Genomic DNA, 17,736 nt, shown 5'->3' with positions numbered 1-17,736 from the left:
ATTTTGTTAAATGGGGAGAAAGAAAGGGAGAAAGGAGGAAAGGAAGAGTGTAGGAAGGGAGGAAGGCCTAGAGAGTTTTGGTCTTTTTTAGGTGCATTTGGGCCCAAAGCCGTAAGAAGAGGAAAGGAGCGATCACCAGAACCGCATTCCACCGGTTTTCGGGTGTGAACCTGTCCGGAAACATTCTAAGAACAAAAAAGAAGATGCAGGCTCCCAGAATTATTGAGATATGGAGCACAATCATGTTTATGGTGAATCCGCCAATAGCTTTTCTTGGGATGGAATCTTTTCCCTGAATATTGAAAAAGCAAGCCTCGAGTATAAAGTAAAGGAGAGTGAGATTGAAATACCAATTTTTGAAAAAAAACACTCCAAAATTAATCATCATAATTTCTTTGTTTTTCCAATTGGCAATCAATCCGAACAACACTACGATAAAAAGCCAGTATATAAAAAGTACGAATCCGGTTGAACTGGTTTTCGTATCCTGGAAAGGATCTTTTTTCCGCTTATATACAAAATCAAAAATTCTATTGATTAACCTGGTCAAAAATTCATTCCACCAGAAAAGATAAATAATGTAGAAGATGGATGCCTGGCCCATGTATACAGAACATGCTGTCAGTATAGCCAGAATAATGCTATTTGTGTTTTCACTAGTTAGATTGCGAAGTCCGAATATTCGATTTGCTGGCATAAAATAAGAATCTCCGGCACCAAAGTAGAGCAAGTTAACGTGCCGGAAAATGGGGCATATGCCCTATTTCAAAAGCTGTTGCGCAGAATTAATATTGCAACAAAACAATTACTTCTATGAAACTATCTCAGTTATTGTTGCTGGTTCTGGTTATGGGTATTTCAACTGTGCAGGGTCAAACATTGGGTGAATTTTCTCCCAAGGAAGACAGGGGTACTTATGGCCCGCGAAAATTCAAGTCGAAGGAAGTATATATCGCGAATTTTTCCGTCAATTTTCAATTGTACAATCTAAAAACAAGTTCTACAAAAGGCGGCTTTTCAAATGGAATGCTGTCAGGGAAAACGAAAGCCTCATTGGCAGTTGGTATGGATATACCTGCAGCTACCCTTCAGCAAATAACGGATGAGGCCTATCAGCAGTTTGTGGCGGATCTGAAAGCAAAAGGGTTTACCGTACTAAATGGTGATGCGGCAGCCAACACAAAATATTACGAAGGCTACCAGCGGTTTGACAATATGGAGATGAGTTTGTCAGAAGCTCCCGGCATGGTAACGGTTTATCCTTCCAATACAGTTTTCTTCGTCAAGGGATTCAATAAAAACGGCCAGGTTAAACGGGAAGGGATGTTCAGTTTTGTTGGCATTGGAGATCGGAGTGATGTTATTGGTTCGTATCCTAAATTATCGCAGGACCTAAATGATGCAACAATTATTAATGCTGACTTATTTGTGCTTTTTCTGGAGGTTAAAAAACCCTATCAGGGAGAAGGTGCCCATATTGTGGCCAATACTGATTTGCGATTAAGTGCTGATGGCCATGTTGACAGCAGGGTTGCCAGGAACACCAATTCTAAAAGCTTTACGAATAAAGTAGGCTTAACCTCACCAGGTACCAAGGAAGTTACAGTGACTACTATTACGGCCATTGATTTTGTTTCAGGCAGAAACAAAATCGGAGGCTCGCCCTATGGAACCTATACAGGTATATTGAAAAAGGATTTGGCAATCAATGATGTAATTGGTAAAGAAAAAATTCAGTCATACGCAAAAAGTGACAATGATTTCATAGGTGTAGAAACGGCATTTGGAAAAATGTATCGGGCGGATAATATTTCTGTTGAAAATACGGCCCTTATTAAAGCTGATGCTTCAAAATACCAGGCCGGAGTAACCCTGGCAATCACGACTTTTTTAAAACATCATGTGAATGAGTTCAAGACCAAGTTTTTTTGAGGGGATTGTCAGACTGGCAACAACTACAGTACTGTTTCTTTTGTGTGCAGGTGCAGTTCAGGCACAACGTATAGATTTCGAAAATGCACCGCTGAATCCGGTTCCGTTCCGATATAAGCTATCCCATTTTAACCTGAAGGGTTCGGTTTATGCGCATGGAAACAAGGTGTTTTCAAGGGAAGGGAACCTGGTTTATGAAAACAATCTGGGTCGGGGTTTGCACTACATATATCAGGATGGCAAACTCCATACGGATACAGATGGAAATTTGTATGAATTTGATGGACAGGGATTCCTTACAAAAAAAACCTTTGCTTCTTCAGGCATTCAATCAGTTGTTTTTGCCTATAATTCCAAGGGACTGCTTGTAAGCGAAAAATCTACGACAGGATATACCGCCTATTATACCTACGATGAAAAAAACATGTTGATAAAAAGTAGTATCGGTGGTGGTGTGCGGGAGTATGTCTATCAGCAAAATGGTGAGCAGCTTACTGTAACGATTAAAGATCATACCAAAACTCCTATAGCTGTCAGTACTCAGGTATATAAAAGGGGGGTTGAGATCGGCAGGGATGGCCGGCTTTTTTCTATTCAATTTGATCCGAAGGGAAATCGAATAGAGTATAACAAGAATATTTATTATGAGGATTTGGCCAACCGCCGGATTGAACTGTCAATGGTATATAAAAAGCCAACTATGGCATCTGTTGATCCAATGTTTGAATGCACCTTTTATGTCAATGGGGTAGAATCCAGATTTTTATATGCGAAACTGCTCGATTCAAACAGGATGCTGGTTTACAATCCGTTTGATGAGCAGTACTATAGTATTGAAGATGCAATAAATCAGTCTAAGTCGGGGCAAAAGCAAGTATTCGAAAAGGTTGCTGTTGCTGGCCCCTTCCATATCCGGAAAGCAGCCAATAAATATACTTTCTGCTACAAGGGAGCAGATTTAACCAATAGCATTTATCTGCGTAAGAATGCCCTGGTTATTTCAAATATTCCTTTCTTTTTTGTTTATGACAAAAGCCTGAATATGACATTTGTTGGTGGAACGGATGATAAAAGGCCGGCAGGTTTGCACCCGGTTCAGCATTTTTCCCCTGGAAATAACCTGCTTTATTTCAAATATGAAGACAGGCATATTATTATTTATGAAGGCCAGAATATGGCAAAGATCCACCCTGAATATAAATTGGTAGATCATAAATCCGGTAATGCTTTCCTGGTTAATGAAAAAAATGTTCCGATCTATTGTTTTCCCGATGCAGCGAAGGAAATACCCCTGAAAGCCTATGCCGGCCGTACTTATAATCCGGATATTGACAGCTATGAATTAACAACGTCTTCAACACAACCGCAGAGTCAGTCGGCCGGTCCGGTTACTAACAGCCTCACCAATACCAATACCTGTATTTCCGGTGATTGTCAAAATGGCTTTGGAAGCAGAAAGGGATCCATGTCAACCTATGAAGGGTTCTTTAAAAGCGGTGAACCGACGGGTTTTGGATATCAGGATCTGGGAAGCCTGGGCTATTATTACGGCAATTTTAAAATGGGCGAATTTGATGGATTTGGTATGTTTACCTGGCGCGAAACTGGCAATTATTACATAGGCCAATGGAAGAATAATAAAATGCATGGCTACGGATACATTAAAAAAGGTGGAACAATACTGAATGCCGGTTATTTTAACAATGGTATTCTGGAGCGAAAAATGCTTTCTGCATCCTTCCTGAATAAACAATGGAATGGCAATTGTATCGGCGATTGTGAAAATGGATTTGGGTTCTATAAGTATAGCGATGGCAGCGTTTATGTTGGCTTTTTTACGGGTAAGAAGCCGAATTATGTAGGAGCGTATACATTCCGGGACGGGAGTTCATACATCGGGGAATGGATATATGGGAAACGAAATTTTCAGGGATTTGAAAGTTATTCCGACGGAACATCGTACAGAGGGGAGTTTCTGGAGGGTAAACGAAATGGAGAAGGTGTATTATACAATAAATCCGGTAAGGTAATCAGTAAAGGAAATTGGATACAGGGAAAACTCGCTGAAGCAAATAAAGTGATAACCGAGTCAGTGCCAGCTAAACCGGATTCTTATGTGCCAGATGAAACGATTCCGATGGAAGTTGCTTCCAGTATGAAAGCATATAAATCCGGAACGCAGCAGCTTAAACAATATGTCGAAAACCTGGATGCAAGATGGACCCGTAAATTTTCCAGTGAGGAAGAAGTTGCAGTTAATTATGCCGCATTGCTTCAGGCTATTTACAAGATTGAGCAACCTGCTGCATTCGAATTCATGATGCGGCTCGACAGGACAAGAACAGGTGCTGTATTGGTTAAGTTGCCTGAAGATATGCGTACTTATTTGAGGAATAAAGCGAAGGAAAGAATTGAGAAATACAAGAGTTCCTCCAATTAACAACAAATAGGATGCGCTTTCTGAATTCCTTTTTAATAAGACTGATACTGGGTATATATTTTTTATTCCCGGATCAAACAGTGTTGGCCAATGCAGCCCAGCCAGGTGTTTGGAATGCAGGCGGAGCTGTATTTGTTATGTTGTATCCTGAAGACAGTTCGGTTTTCAGAAAGATTCAAATGAAGAAAGAATCAATCTATATTCAGTTGTATAATGGGTTTTCCGTAGTAAAGGGGGCGTATTTTTTTTCAAACACCACCAATGAGGAATTGCGTTTTAAAATGGGATACCCTACCAACGGCATCTATAATGGCGGAGATATCCTGCTGAATCAGGTACGGGTGGATTCCCTCAGTAATTTTAAAATTAAAGCGGATGGGCAATGGCTTACTGTTGAACGCATGAATATTGACAAGAGTGATAATTTCACCTTATTTGATAATAGCTGGCATGTTTGGGAAATGAGTTTCAAACCTGGCGAAACCCGACAGGTAGAAGTTTATTTTATAGTGAATACCAACAATGCAAAGCTTGTTTCCGGGTATAATCAGACGCGGAAAAACGCATTTATATATTTATTGGAGAGCGGTTCTGTTTGGAAGCAACCTATTGATACGGCCCGTTTTTATATCCAGTTTCTGGATGGATTGACTACTGCCGGTTTAAATGGTATTTCAAAGGAGTTTAATTTTAAAAAAAGTAATATCAATCAATTACTGGTTGGATTCAAAACGGATTTATCACCAACTCCTAAAGATAATTTAGTGATAGTTTATGGTAATAAATCAATGGATTTTGATTTTGGTACGGTAGCACTCAATCATAAAAATCTATTTGAAAAAATTGAACGATTTTCCAGTCTCCCATTTGAAACCCTCACTTATGCTGAATTTACACCACCTGCTTTGACTATTGGAGAAAAGGATGCCATAACAGGATTGGAAAATGCACTGGAGCATTTCGTTTTATATGCACCGGTGTTAATTGGTCTGCTTTCTCTGCTGATTTTTATGTGGGCGCTTTTCTATTGGAGAAAGATTAGAAAACAATAAAAAAATCATGATAGCGCTTGCATTGTTTTTTATTTTTCTGATCGGTTTATTGCTGCTATGCATCCCCTTGTTTATGATGTATTGTAAAGCTTTTCTTGCCTTGTCTGCTTCTAAAGAAGGCCGTCAGCAGCTTATGAAAAGCCGGCAACACGAAATTGATGTATTGAAATCACGCATGTATGATCGGATTTCAGCCAATTGGGATAAAATCTCGTTAGAGTGGGCCGGGGATGAAATGGATAAGGCTATTACAGAAAGCAGGCATTTAAATCTTGTGAACGAACTTCGGCTTTATGTGCAATCCATTTTACAACTATTGAAATAAGAGCTTGAAATAGACTAATTTATTATTTATATTTCATCTTTTTAAAGCCTGTTATCGTATTTGGTAACGGATCTGTAAAAAGTGGTAATAAATATGAATGCTGGTAAGTTAGTCCTCTTTTTTTTCTTATTGTTCAACAATATTGCATACGCACAAAATGGTAATTCAGTTGATAGTATAAAACAGGCGGTTGTAAAGGAGGCTGACTATCGGACAGGAATTGGACTTCTGCAAAATCACTTAACTAAGATATATCTCACTCAATACCAGGCTACGATTGATCTTGCCGGATTTGGATATCTGCTGGCTGAAAAACAGAAAGATTCCGTACATATGGGAGATTTCCTGCGGTTTATTGGTAATGCTTATGGGCGATTAGGAAATATTGACAGTTCAACAGCTTATTACTACAAAGCACTTGAAAAGCTGGAAAGAACTGATAATCCGGACAAACTTGGTTTGCTATACGACGATATGGCAAGAATGTACCGGAAATTAAGACAACCTAAGAGAGCGCTTGAGTTCTATGATAGAGCATTGGCGCTGTATGTGGCTGAAAATAATCTGGAAGGAATAGCGCGGATTAATAATGAAAGTGGGGTTGTGTTTAGGGACGAGGGCAATTATGAGGAAGCAAATAAGCGATTTACTACCTCGTTGGAAATACAGCGCAAACGAAATGATTCCACCGGAATAGGTTACTCGCTGGAATTTCTTGGATACAATCAACTCCTGATTAAAAATTATACAAAGGCAGAAGCGTATTTGAAACAGGCCCTTGAATTTCGTAAAGCATTGAATGATGATTTTGCTTTAATGTTGAATTATACTGCATTGGGAGAGTATTACAAGGAAGTTGGCCAACCAGGGCTTTCAAACGAGTTTTTTCGAAAAAGTAATGCGGTGGCGGTGAAGATCAATTTTGCAGACATTCAAAAATATAATTTTGATCAGATTACGATGAATTACGAGGCATTGGGGGATTATAAAAATGCCTTTCAAAGTTTGAAATCATATAATCAGATTAATGATAGTTTATATAATGCCAAAAAAGTGAAAGACGTTGAGGAGATTTCAGCAAAATATGAAACTGCTGAAAAGGAGAATCAGATTCTTGTTCAACGGGCAAAATTAACTGAGAATGAACTCCGGATCAAAAGCCGGAATTTGTGGATTTTTGGATTATCCGCACTTGCTGTAACGCTTTCATTAATCGGATTTCTTTTGTACAAACAGCAGGTATTAAAGAATCTGAAACAGCAACAGGACAGTGAAATTCAGTTGGCAGTAGAAAAAATTGAAAGTCAGCATAAGCTCCAGGAACAGCGGTTACTGATATCAAGAGATTTGCATGATAATATCGGGGCGCAGTTAAGTTTTATTATTTCTACCATTGAAACCATTAGGTATCATGTTGATGATAAGGATGGATCTGTTTCAAAACAGCTGTCTGCTATCAATTCCTTTGCAAAGGAAACGATCCAGGAGTTACGGGATACTGTCTGGGCTATGAATAAAACCGGTATCAGTATCACTGATTTACACAGCAGGATTATGAATTTTATTGAACGTATCAATCAATCGCCTATAAATTGTACTGTCAGGTTGCAAGTTGATGACGAGGTTTGGGAGACAGGCTTGTTTTCGGGTATAGATGGACTTAATATCTTCCGGATAATTCAGGAAGCAACCAATAACGCCCTCAAATATTCTGGTGCAGATAAAATAGCTATTAAAATAAGTTCAGACGGAAATGGAACGCTGTTTTCTATTTCAGATAATGGGAAAGGTTTTGTGGAAAAGGAGGTGGAAGCCGGAAACGGACTTTATAATATGCGGAAGCGTTCCCTGGAATTGGGAGAAGAGCTACGGCTAAGTTCTCATCCTGGCAAAGGAACATCTATTGAATTCAGTGCTATTGGAAATTCTAAAAATGTATAAGATGGCTGTGAACATACATATTGCCATTGTAGATGATAATAAGCTGCTGATTAAGAGCGTAAGGGAAAAGCTTGCACTATTCCCCGATATCAGGATATCCTTTACAGCAAATAATGGACTGCAATGTATGGATCAGTTACTGTCTGACCGAACAACCGATCTGGTATTAATGGATATTGAAATGCCGGAGCAAAATGGAATTATTACTACTGCTCTTATTAAGCGCAATTACCCACAGATAAAAGTTATTGTATTAACTGTTTTTGACGACGATGAGAATATCTTCAATGCTATTCAGGCAGGAGCAGATGGGTATTTGTTAAAAGAGATACCTCCATCTTCCTTACATGATGCAATCATTCAAACATTGGAAGGTGGTGCTGTTATGACCCCTTCCATTGCCATGAAAACCCTGCAGTTAATGCGGTCTCCATTGCATCCGGAAACGATTTCCGATGGGAAAGATGTGCTGCTTTCAGAGCGGGAAACGGAAGTATTGGAACAGCTTTCCAGAGGACTTCCTTACACTGCAATTGCCGAAAATTTAATTATTTCCCCTTCTACCGTTCGCAGACATATTGAAAACATTTATAAGAAATTGCAGGTACATTCTAAAATTGAGGCAATTGAACTGGCCAAAAAGAAGCGCATCATTTAAATTGACCAATTGATCGGAATAGGGTTATTTGTGTAATTTTGAAGCCTTCAAAATTGTATCTCCATGCGCCTTACAGCTGATGCTAAGCTAAAAAAACTGATTGTAATTGGTGACAGAGTGCTGATTCGTCCCTCTAAGCCGAATGAACAAACTGCCAGTGGGCTCTATCTCCCCCCCGGTGTACAGGAAAAGGAAAAAGTACAACAGGGGTATGTGATCCGGACTGGTCCGGGTTATGCCATCCCCACACCTCCTGAAGATGAGTCCTGGAAACAGTCTGAAGAACAGGTAAAATATATTCCACTACAGGCGCGCGAGGGTGATCTTGCAATCTTCCTGGTAAGTGGCGCTACCGAAGTGATGTACGAGGGAGAAAAATATTTTATTGTTCCCCAAAGTGCCATTCTGATGCTGGAAAGGGAAGAGGATTTTTAAACCACCCAATTCCATTTTTCCATTATCTTACCCGGAAATATTGTTTTCATGCCAGATACAACCCAGTTCATTGAAGCCATCAAAAAGGGCTATACGTTTAAAGGTGATTCCGCTAAAATTGGTGTGGGCATACTGAATGGTCAGCCGGTTCCGGATGCAGAAATTCTGCTGCCCCTGAAAACCCTGAACCGGCACGGGCTTATTGCCGGTGCCACTGGTACTGGTAAAACCAAAACCCTCCAGGTATTGGCAGAGGTCCTCAGTGATAATTCCGTGCCCGTGCTGCTGATGGATATCAAAGGAGACCTGAGTGGACTCGCTGCAGCCGGCGCCAGTAATGATAAAATTAAAGAACGCTACCAGCATCTCCGGATGGAGTATCAACCAATATCCTATCCGGTGGAGTTGCTCTCACTCAGTAATGAACCCGGAGTGCGCTTGAGGGCTACCGTTAGCGAGTTCGGACCCGTTTTGCTGAGTAAGATTTTGGGTTTGAATGATACCCAGGCCGGACTCGTAGCCATGATTTTCAAATGGTGTGATGACAACCAATTGCCCTTGTTGGATCTCAAGGATTTCATCAAGGTATTACAATACGTGAGTGATGAAGGGAAGGCAGAATTGGAGAAAGCCTATGGGAAAATATCGACTACTTCAACCGGCACGATCCTTCGTAAAGTGGTAGAATTGCAACAGCAGGGGGCAGATCCTTTCTTTGGAGAAAAAAGTTTTGAGGTGGAAGACCTGATGCGAATCTCCGACGATGGAAGGGGGGTGATTTCTATTTTGCGGGTCACGGACCTGCAGGATCGTCCCAAGTTATTCTCCACCTTCATGCTGCAGCTGCTGGCGGAATTATATGGTTCCAGTCCGGAAGAAGGCGATATGGACAAACCCAAACTGGTCCTCTTTATTGATGAAGCGCATTTGATTTTCCAGGAGGCAAGTGAAGCCCTGCTACAGCAGATCGAAACGATTGTAAAGCTCATCCGCTCCAAGGGAATTGGTATTTTCTTTTGTACACAGAACCCGATGGATGTGCCAAAGGATGTACTCGGACAATTGGGCCTTAAAGTGCAACATGCCCTGCGTGCCTTTACTGCCGCAGATCGTAAAGTGATCAAACAAACCGCAGAGAATTATCCGGAAACGGATTTTTATAAAACGGACGAGTTGCTTACCCAGCTGGGTATTGGAGAAGCGATCATTACCCTACTAAATGAAAAAGGTATTCCAACTCCCCTGGCGCATGTATTGCTTACCTCTCCAAGGAGCCGGATGGATATTCTGACAGAACAGGAAATAGCCGCGTTGATTTCCGGGAGCAAGTTGATTAAGAAATACAACCAGGAAGTGGATTCCGAAAGTGCCTATGAATTGTTGACTGCCAAACTGGAAGAAGCAGCCGGACTCGAAGCAGCCGAAGAAGCGAAGAAGCAGGCTGCTAAAGAAGCGAAGGCAAACGGTTCTAAGAAGGAAGAAAAAACCGTGCTGGAAAAAATGCTCAACAGTTCTGCTGGAAGACAAGCTACCCGCACACTCACGAGTACCATCACCCGAACTTTGCTGGGAGCATTGGGCCTTGGCGGAAGAAGCAGCAAGAAAAAATCATTGTGGTAGTGGTTAGATCTATAACCGCTCCACCATGCCACTGATTTGCACCCTGATTAACTGTTCTGATTCAAGGAGACGAATAACACGCAGCAATTCCTGCTGATTGGCATTGTCGCCAATTTCAGACTGAAGAGTGGTTATTGACTTGGCGCCATTTTCCAGTGAACTCAGTATTTTATTTTGTAATTGCTGAGGTTTTGCTTCTTTTCTCTTTTTTTCCAGGCAGTTATCACAGATGCCGCAATCTTTAATGGCTGCATCCCCGAAATACCGACCAATAAAACTGCTCCGGCAGGTGCTGCCGGTTGTGTATTGGAAGAGGGCGTCCAGTCGTTCTTTCGCAAGCTTTTTTCTGCGTTCAATGGCTTTCAGATCCAGTTGGATGTTTTCTGTTTTGACCCGTTCGGTCAATAGAACCAGTTGTGGCTGATCACGGGCTGCTTCATAGTTCAGTATGCCGAGTGATTCCAACTGCTTCAATTGAGTGATAATGATTTCTCTTTCTGTTTTTAATAACCTTGCCAGGTAGTTTTCCGAGATCATGCCTGGATAACTGAAAATCCCTTCAATAGTGCGGAGCAGGGTTTTAATAAGAGGTTCAAGTGCCGGATAATTTTTCTCGACCTGCTCCAGCCAGGCGCGATCCGCTACAAATTGTACCCTCGATGGTTCATATACCGATTCATTTAACGCACAATAGCCATTCGCCTGCAACAATTGCAACGCATTAATAGTTACCATTCGGTCAAGGTCAAAATTTTTACAGAACAACGTAAGGTCAAAATCGAATGATTGTCCCTCTCCGGTACCTGTGGGCAAATGCAGAAAATTCGCCATTGACTGGTAAACTTTTTTTACTGTTTCCAGGTCGGGGAATTTTTTTTCCAGTTGCTGCTCCAGTTCAATCAAATCCTGCTGGTTGTATAAGAGGACTGCATAGGCTTTTTGCCGGTCTCTGCCTGCACGGCCTGCTTCCTGGTAATAATTCTCCAGGCAATCCGGAACATCATAATGCACCACTGTTCTAACATCCGGTTTATCGATGCCCATGCCAAAGGCATTGGTACTAACAATGATGCGTACCTGATTTTGCGTCCACTGTTGCTGGCGTTCATTGCGATCCTCCTGATTCAGGCCGGCATGATAATAGGTAGCTGAAATTCCCCGCTCATTCAGGAAGCGGCAGATATCCACCGTGCGCTTACGACTTCTGCAATACACAATGCTGCTGCCTTCCACTTTGGAGATGATATCAAATAACTTTGGAAGTTTGCTGCTTTCTTCAAAACAGCTGTAGGAGAGGGCTTCGCGGATAAAGGAGCCCTTGTGCACCACTGCATTCTTCAACTGCAACTGTGTCAGAATATCTTCCTGCACCAACGGGGTTGCGGAGGCCGTAAGCGCCAGAATAGGAACTGCGGGCAGGCTTTCCCGTAAACTCGCAATCTGCAGGTATTGCGGACGGAAATCATATCCCCATTGGGATACACAATGTGCTTCATCCACCGCGATCAGGGATACCGGGAGGGCTGGTAAGTATTCCTTGAAGAGGTTGGTTTGAAGTCGTTCTGGAGACAGGTATAAAAATTTGATCTGTCCATTCGATGCGAGTTGCAGGGTTTTATTCACCTCTTTAAAGGGCATGCCGGTATGAATGGCCAGGGCTGAAATGCCTTTTTTACGTAACTGCGCCACCTGGTCTTTCATCAGGGCAATCAAAGGGCTGATCACCAGGCAGATTCCCTCCAGTGCCAGTGCCGGCACCTGGAAGCAAACAGACTTCCCACTCCCTGTTGGTAAGAGTGCCAGGCAATCCTGCTTCTGTAATGCAGTCCTGATTATCTCCTCCTGCAATGGCCGGAACTCCGAATACCCCCAGTACTGTTTTAAAATGGAATGAATCTCCTGCTGCAATTGTTATTTTTTTGTTTTCCCTTTTCCTTTCCTCCATCCTCCTTTCCTCCTTTCCCTCCCTACTTCACGCGCTTCACAAAAAGCCGCACCGAATTCACTGCCAGCACAACATCACTGAGGCCCATTACCAGTGCACCGATGGCGGGAGTCAGAAATCCAAATGCGGCAACCGGAATCGCTACTACATTATACGCAAAGGCCCAGAATAAATTCTGTTTAATTGTAAGCAGCGTGTGTTTGCCCAATCCCAGCGCTTCCGGCAATTGTGTCAATCCATGATTCATCAGCACAATATCGGCAGTTTGCATCGCTACCTGGGAAGCATCACTCAGCGAGATGCCAATGGAAGCCTTTGCCAGTGCCGGCGCATCATTGATGCCATCGCCCACCATTGCTGTAGGTATAGCTGTATTGCGTTCTTCAATGATCGCCAGTTTTTGTTCCGGTGATTTTTCCGCAATCACTTCCTGGATGCCCAGTTGGGAAGCAATAACCGCTGCCTTCGCCTGCCGGTCGCCACTGAGCAATACAGTATGAATTCCTTTGCTATGCAGGTAATCCACCACCTCCTTAGCTTCTGGTCGTACTTCATCGCGCACATCAATCCAGCCAATCAGCTCTCCATTGCGCAGGACATAAACATTGTGATGATCCTCACGGGTATGGTTATTTGCAATTTCATAAGAGCCGGCCCAGTAATGATCACCGTCCTTGCTCATTGCTTTCATGCCTTTGCCTTTAACTTCTTCTATGGAAGCCCAGCGTATCAGGTTGTTGTTTTTCCACTCGCGACTAATCGCCTGCGCAATTGGGTGATTGGAATATTTTTCCAGCGATACCACTATTCTTTTGAATTCATCTGTCGATACCCCCAACGATTCAAATTGCTGAATGGTGAAACTGCCGGTGGTGAGTGTGCCTGTTTTATCAAAGACCACCTGTTTGATATCTTTAAATGCTTCCAGGGATTTGGCATTTCTAAAGAGTATTCCTTTTCGGGCAGCACGACCCAGCCCTACAGCGATCGCCGCAGGTGTGGCCAGGCCCATGGCACAGGGACAGGCGATCACTAATACCGCAATGCTGCGCATTAATGAATCTCGCAAGGCATGGTCAGAGGAGCCTGACAGAAAAAAATAATTCAACACAAATGTCAGCAATGCAATCACCAGCACCGCCGGCACGAAAATCGCACTGATCCGGTCGGCCATTCGTTGTACGGGTGGCTTATCGCCTTGAGCCTTTTTCACCAGGTTAATGATATTTGCCAATACCGACTGATCCGCTCCGGCTGTTACCTGTGCTTTTACAGTTCCTTCCAATAACAGGCTGCCCCCAATCAGCAGGTCTTTCTGCTTTTTTAAAATGGGTTCACTTTCGCCAGTGATGATGGATTCATTCACGCTGGCCTCACCCCATAATATTTTAGCATCCGCAGGAACCTGCTCTCCATTTTTTATCAGGATAAGATCGCCACTTTTCAGGTGTGTATTCTCAATGGGGAAAATCAACTCCTGGTGCTGGTCGTCAAAGGCAATCATGTTCGCCATTACTTTTTGACTCTTGACCAGTTTGTTCAGTTCGCGTTGCGTGCTATGAATGGAAAGATCCTCCAGGTAATTACCCAAAAACACCAGGGTAATGATTGCTGCTGCAGTTTCAAAAAAGAGATAATCGCCGGGCTGATCAAGGAATATGCCCACCAGGCTATATACAAATGCAGCAGTTGCCCCCAGGGCAATTAATACATTCATGTTTGGAACTCCTGAACGCAGACTCTTCCAGGCACTGCGACCAAAATGATACATGCCGATTACATAAACCGGTAAACTCAATGCGAGCTGGACCCAGGGGTTCATCAGCCAGTCCCAATGTAATCCCGGTATCATGTGCAACATAAGTACCAGTGTAAATGGCAGGCAGATCAGCATATACCGCAGGTACTTGTTCATAGGCGGTTGCTGATCCTGTGCTTGTTTGGCTGCTTTTTCATCTATAACGGCATACCCCAGGGAGGAAATCCCCCTGGTTAAACTAACCTGCTTTTCTTTATCGAAGTGAACTGTTTCAAAATGAACATCGCCGTCAATCGGGTTGACTTTCACATTCTGCATACCCTCTTTTTCAAGATATTTCGTTACACTGAGGGCACAGTTGGAACAGGTCATTCCTTCTACTTTCCAGTTAATTGATTCCATATTTCATCTTTTACCTGTTAATGAACAAATTTACGAAAAGCCTGGGTGGCATAGAGGCGGTTAAATTGCCCTAATTTTGGATATGGTTCGACGTTTTACCCACTCAGAATTGCCCGTTGTGGCCCGGGAAATTCTGAATTACCTTAAACAGCCACGTATCATTGCTTTTAATGCACCCATGGGAGCGGGCAAAACCACCCTGGTTCATGCACTTTGTGATGCCCTTGGTGTGAAAGATCCGGTAGGCAGTCCAACTTTTTCCATCATAAATGAATATGCCAGCGAAAGCGGCCCCGTTTTCCACATAGATTGTTACCGGCTTAAATCAGAAGAAGAAGCCGTCGATGCCGGTATAGAAGATTGTCTGGTAGGAAACCACTGGTGTTTTATTGAATGGGCAGAAAAAATCCCGCGCCTCCTGCCAGATGACCTGGTTACCATTACCATCCGGGTTGAGGACCCAACCACCCGCTACCTCGAACTCAGGGATTCAACTGCTTCTTAGCCAAAAATCGCCGTAGAAATTGTAATTTTCCAATTCGATCCATTTCATGTCGCAACAAAAACCTTTTATCAGCACCTCCTTCAGTTATGAAACACTGGAAGAGACACTGGATGTAAAACCAACCGGCGCCCAATTGCATATTGGTATTCCGAAAGAAATAGCATTCCAGGAAAATCGGGTCTCTCTCACTCCGGATGCCGTGGGCGTTCTTGTGAGCAATGGCCACCAGGTTACCATCGAACACAATGCTGGTGATGCGGCTCATTTCCGTGATCGTGATTACAGTGAAGCGGGGGCGCGTATCGTGTATGATAAGGCTGAAGTGTACAAGGCTCCCATCCTGGTAAAAAGTGCTCCTGTAATTGAAGAGGATATTCCGCTGCTTCAAATGGGCCAGGTTATCATTTCTCCCATGCATACCACGCTGCTTAAAGCTGCCTTGCTGGAGAAAATGATGGACAAAAAAATTACCGCCCTCTGCTTTGAACAACTCAAAGATGAAAGTGGGTCTCTGCCCATCGTTCGCAGTATGAGTGAAATTGCAGGAAGTGCAGTGATGTTAATTGCCGGTCAATACCTGAGTTCGGCTAATCATGGTAAGGGTGTTTTGCTGGGAGGGATATCCGGAATTCCACCTTCCAAAGTTATCATCATAGGTGCCGGAATAGTTGGAGAGTATGCTGCGAGGGCGGCCATCGCGCTGGGCGCCTCTGTAAAAGTGTTCGATAACAGTGTGTATCGGCTGAAACAATTGCAGAATAATATCGGTCACCGACTCTGGACCTCCGTACTGGAACCCAAGATCCTGGCCAAACAACTCAAGACCTGCGAAGTAGCGGTAGGTGCACTCGGTTCCAGTACCGGCAGAGCTCCTGTTGTTGTTACAGAGGAGATGGTCAGTAACATGCGTCCTGGTAGTGTGATCATTGACGTTAGTATCGATAGCGGCGGATGTTTTGAAACTTCTGAAATTACCAGTCATGAACATCCGATTTTCATGAAATACGGGGTGATTCATTACTGTGTTCCCAATATTCCATCCGGATTTGCCCGCACGGCTTCACATGGCATCAGCAATGTTCTGATGCCCTTATTGCTCGAAGCTGCTGAAGAAGGAGGGATAGAAAACCTGATCTGGCAAAAAATCTACCTGCGCAGCGGCATTTACTTGTTTAAAGGAGCACTTACGCATTTTCACCTCAGCCAGCGTTTTAACCTGAAGTACACGGATCTGAACCTGCTGATCGCAAGCAGGCGTTAACGGATTTTTTTTGCTACCGGTTTCCAGTCGAGGATGGATAATTTCTCCTGGCAAAATCCATATTCCTGAGGGTCATTACTGCTTACAATTACCAGCCGGTTCTGGCTAAATTCTTCCATTAGTGCCTGGTACATGCTAATTCCTGATGCGTCCAGGTTGGAGCAGGGTTCGTCAAGCAATAAGAGTGTTGTATCCGAAAAAATAGCCTGGATCAACTTGATGCGCTGTTTCATTCCTGAAGAATAAAAGCGGATTTGCTTGTTCAGGGCATTTTGAAGCCCCACACGCTCCAGCATGTCGTCAATTGAAAACCCGGGCAAAAAGGGTTTGAAGGATTGATGAAATTGCAAAAACTCCAGGGCAGTCATCTCTTCAATCAAATCCAGGTAAGGTCCTGCAATAGAAAGTTGCTTGTATACCTGGTCGGGGTCAATGATGCCGGCCGCATTTGTCCAGCTTATCTTACCTTCCGAATGTGCCACAGCTCCTGCCAGTACCTGTAATAAAGTGGACTTGCCTGAACCATTTGGTCCGGTTATAGCGTACGCATTGCCGATTGTAAATTCGTAGGAAAGCCCGCGAAAAATCCATTCGCGGTTATAGCGTTTACCCGTATCAGATAGAGATATCGTCATCCGTGCTTCCTTTGGTGTATCGCTTGATGATACCCCTTCCGCTTTCCCGGATAAAGGTTACAATTTCATCCCGCTCATCGGTAGCGCTGAATTCCTCTTCAATGAATTCCAGCGCCTGGGAAGTATTCATGCCCTTGTTATAGAGAATGCGATAGATATCCAGGATATGATTGATGCGATCTACACTAAAGCCACGGCGTTTCAGTCCCACTGAATTAACCCCTGCATAGGAAAGGGGTGTACGGGCTGCTTTGATAAAGGGAGGTACATCCTTGCTTACCAGAGATCCGCCGCTTACAAAAGCATGCTGACCGATCTGTACAAATTGATGCACCGCACTCACGCCACCAATAATGGCCCAATCGCCCACGGTTACATGTCCGGCCATCTGTACATTGTTACTCATGATTACATTATTCCCGATAATGCAGTCATGTGCCAGGTGGCTGTACGCCATGATCAGGCAGTTTTTTCCAACTGCTGTGCGACCCCGGTCTTTGGTTCCGCGATTAATGGTTACAAATTCCCGTATGGTTGTGTCATCGCCGATTTCAACGATGGAATATTCGCCTTCAAATTTCAGATCCTGAGGAACGGCTGCAATAACCGCCCCAGGAAAAATCCGGCAGTTTTTGCCGATGCGGGCACCTTCCATGATGGTCACATTACTGCTGATCCAGGTTCCTTCACCGATCTCCACGTCCTGGTGGATAACAGTAAAGGGATCAACTTTCACATTGGTGGCCAGCCTCGCGTTCGGATGTATATAGGTATGTGGATGAATCATATTAAAAAAAACGTCAGATTTTTAATCTGACGTGCAAAA

Annotated in this window: 15 protein-coding genes; 11 read left to right on the top strand and 4 right to left on the bottom strand. The window is 43.3% G+C overall.

Annotated features, from left to right (window positions below):
• Positions 1-229 precede the first annotated feature (229 nt).
• The 9 genes from L0U88_RS16065 to L0U88_RS16025 all read left to right on the top strand — a co-directional run bounded on the left by L0U88_RS16065 (position 230) and on the right by L0U88_RS16025 (position 10,403).
• Complete coding sequence (locus L0U88_RS16065) at positions 230-472, top strand: hypothetical protein (protein WP_234867109.1); 243 nt, start codon at positions 230-232, stop codon at positions 470-472.
• Positions 473-813: 341 nt separating this feature from the next.
• A complete protein-coding gene (locus tag L0U88_RS16060) occupies positions 814-1,932 on the top strand; it encodes a hypothetical protein (RefSeq protein ID WP_234867107.1) in 1,119 nt (372 codons plus the stop codon).
• Entirely contained in the window at positions 1,907-4,372 is a 2,466-nt protein-coding gene (locus L0U88_RS16055) for an MORN repeat-containing protein (RefSeq protein WP_234867106.1), read from the top strand. Before L0U88_RS16060 ends, L0U88_RS16055 begins: the two co-directional genes overlap by 26 nt.
• 11 nt (positions 4,373-4,383) lie before the next feature.
• Positions 4,384-5,424, top strand: coding sequence for a DUF4424 family protein (locus tag L0U88_RS16050; protein WP_234867104.1), 1,041 nt, complete (start codon positions 4,384-4,386; stop codon positions 5,422-5,424).
• Positions 5,425-5,431: 7 nt separating this feature from the next.
• Positions 5,432-5,749, top strand: coding sequence for a hypothetical protein (locus L0U88_RS16045; protein ID WP_234867103.1), 318 nt, complete (start codon positions 5,432-5,434; stop codon positions 5,747-5,749).
• Between the two features lie 93 nt (positions 5,750-5,842).
• Positions 5,843-7,690, top strand: coding sequence for a tetratricopeptide repeat-containing sensor histidine kinase (locus tag L0U88_RS16040; RefSeq protein ID WP_234867102.1), 1,848 nt, complete (start codon positions 5,843-5,845; stop codon positions 7,688-7,690).
• 1 nt (position 7,691) lies between these two features.
• Complete coding sequence (locus L0U88_RS16035; RefSeq protein WP_234867101.1) at positions 7,692-8,348, top strand: response regulator; 657 nt, start codon at positions 7,692-7,694, stop codon at positions 8,346-8,348.
• 63 nt (positions 8,349-8,411) lie between these two features.
• The gene (locus L0U88_RS16030; protein ID WP_234867100.1) at positions 8,412-8,783 is read left to right on the top strand and encodes a co-chaperone GroES; all 372 of its coding nucleotides are present in this window, start codon (positions 8,412-8,414) and stop codon (positions 8,781-8,783) included.
• A 48-nt stretch (positions 8,784-8,831) separates the two neighbouring features.
• A complete protein-coding gene (locus tag L0U88_RS16025) occupies positions 8,832-10,403 on the top strand; it encodes a helicase HerA-like domain-containing protein (protein ID WP_234867099.1) in 1,572 nt (523 codons plus the stop codon).
• Positions 10,404-10,412: 9 nt separating this feature from the next.
• Here L0U88_RS16025 and L0U88_RS16020 read toward each other — a convergent pair whose 3' ends face one another.
• Together L0U88_RS16020 and L0U88_RS16015 are read right to left on the bottom strand one after the other, a co-directional pair.
• On the bottom strand, positions 10,413-12,311 hold the full coding sequence (locus L0U88_RS16020) for a RecQ family ATP-dependent DNA helicase (protein WP_234867098.1): 1,899 nt from the start codon (positions 12,309-12,311) through the stop codon (positions 10,413-10,415).
• 59 nt (positions 12,312-12,370) lie between these two features.
• The gene (locus L0U88_RS16015; protein ID WP_234867097.1) at positions 12,371-14,509 is read right to left on the bottom strand and encodes a heavy metal translocating P-type ATPase; all 2,139 of its coding nucleotides are present in this window, start codon (positions 14,507-14,509) and stop codon (positions 12,371-12,373) included.
• Between the two features lie 82 nt (positions 14,510-14,591).
• Between L0U88_RS16015 and tsaE the strand changes: the two genes are divergently transcribed.
• The gene (gene tsaE / locus L0U88_RS16010) at positions 14,592-15,014 is read left to right on the top strand and encodes a tRNA (adenosine(37)-N6)-threonylcarbamoyltransferase complex ATPase subunit type 1 TsaE (RefSeq protein WP_234867096.1); all 423 of its coding nucleotides are present in this window, start codon (positions 14,592-14,594) and stop codon (positions 15,012-15,014) included.
• A 46-nt stretch (positions 15,015-15,060) separates the two neighbouring features.
• Positions 15,061-16,275: an alanine dehydrogenase gene (locus tag L0U88_RS16005; RefSeq protein ID WP_234867095.1), complete on the top strand. Its 1,215-nt coding sequence runs from the start codon at positions 15,061-15,063 to the stop codon at positions 16,273-16,275.
• Here L0U88_RS16005 and L0U88_RS16000 read toward each other — a convergent pair.
• Positions 16,272-16,910 carry an ABC transporter ATP-binding protein gene (locus tag L0U88_RS16000; RefSeq protein ID WP_234867094.1) on the bottom strand — a complete coding sequence of 213 codons (639 nt, stop codon included), beginning with the start codon at positions 16,908-16,910 and terminating at the stop codon, positions 16,272-16,274. The genes L0U88_RS16005 and L0U88_RS16000 overlap by 4 nt on opposite strands.
• A complete protein-coding gene (gene lpxA / locus L0U88_RS15995; RefSeq protein ID WP_234867093.1) occupies positions 16,891-17,697 on the bottom strand; it encodes an acyl-ACP--UDP-N-acetylglucosamine O-acyltransferase in 807 nt (268 codons plus the stop codon). Before lpxA ends, L0U88_RS16000 begins: the two co-directional genes overlap by 20 nt.
• Positions 17,698-17,736 lie beyond the last annotated feature (39 nt).

The sequence above is a fragment of the Flavihumibacter fluminis genome (genome assembly GCF_021491375.1).
In the GTDB taxonomy this organism is placed as follows: Bacteria; Bacteroidota; Bacteroidia; order Chitinophagales; family Chitinophagaceae; genus Flavihumibacter; species Flavihumibacter fluminis.
Note: the sequence above shows the minus strand (reverse complement) of the source record. Positions and strands in the feature narration are given on the sequence as shown.

Coding starts and splice junctions, on each gene's coding strand:
- L0U88_RS16065 (WP_234867109.1), top strand. CDS start 230: ATGGAGCACAATCATGTTTATGGTGAATCCGCCAATAGCTTTTCTTGG.
- L0U88_RS16060 (WP_234867107.1), top strand. CDS start 814: ATGAAACTATCTCAGTTATTGTTGCTGGTTCTGGTTATGGGTATTTCA.
- L0U88_RS16055 (WP_234867106.1), top strand. CDS start 1,907: ATGAGTTCAAGACCAAGTTTTTTTGAGGGGATTGTCAGACTGGCAACA.
- L0U88_RS16050 (WP_234867104.1), top strand. CDS start 4,384: ATGCGCTTTCTGAATTCCTTTTTAATAAGACTGATACTGGGTATATAT.
- L0U88_RS16045 (WP_234867103.1), top strand. CDS start 5,432: ATGATAGCGCTTGCATTGTTTTTTATTTTTCTGATCGGTTTATTGCTG.
- L0U88_RS16040 (WP_234867102.1), top strand. CDS start 5,843: ATGAATGCTGGTAAGTTAGTCCTCTTTTTTTTCTTATTGTTCAACAAT.
- L0U88_RS16035 (WP_234867101.1), top strand. CDS start 7,692: ATGGCTGTGAACATACATATTGCCATTGTAGATGATAATAAGCTGCTG.
- L0U88_RS16030 (WP_234867100.1), top strand. CDS start 8,412: ATGCGCCTTACAGCTGATGCTAAGCTAAAAAAACTGATTGTAATTGGT.
- L0U88_RS16025 (WP_234867099.1), top strand. CDS start 8,832: ATGCCAGATACAACCCAGTTCATTGAAGCCATCAAAAAGGGCTATACG.
- L0U88_RS16015 (WP_234867097.1), bottom strand. CDS start 14,509: ATGGAATCAATTAACTGGAAAGTAGAAGGAATGACCTGTTCCAACTGT.
- tsaE (WP_234867096.1), top strand. CDS start 14,592: ATGGTTCGACGTTTTACCCACTCAGAATTGCCCGTTGTGGCCCGGGAA.
- L0U88_RS16005 (WP_234867095.1), top strand. CDS start 15,061: ATGTCGCAACAAAAACCTTTTATCAGCACCTCCTTCAGTTATGAAACA.
- L0U88_RS16000 (WP_234867094.1), bottom strand. CDS start 16,910: ATGACGATATCTCTATCTGATACGGGTAAACGCTATAACCGCGAATGG.
- lpxA (WP_234867093.1), bottom strand. CDS start 17,697: ATGATTCATCCACATACCTATATACATCCGAACGCGAGGCTGGCCACC.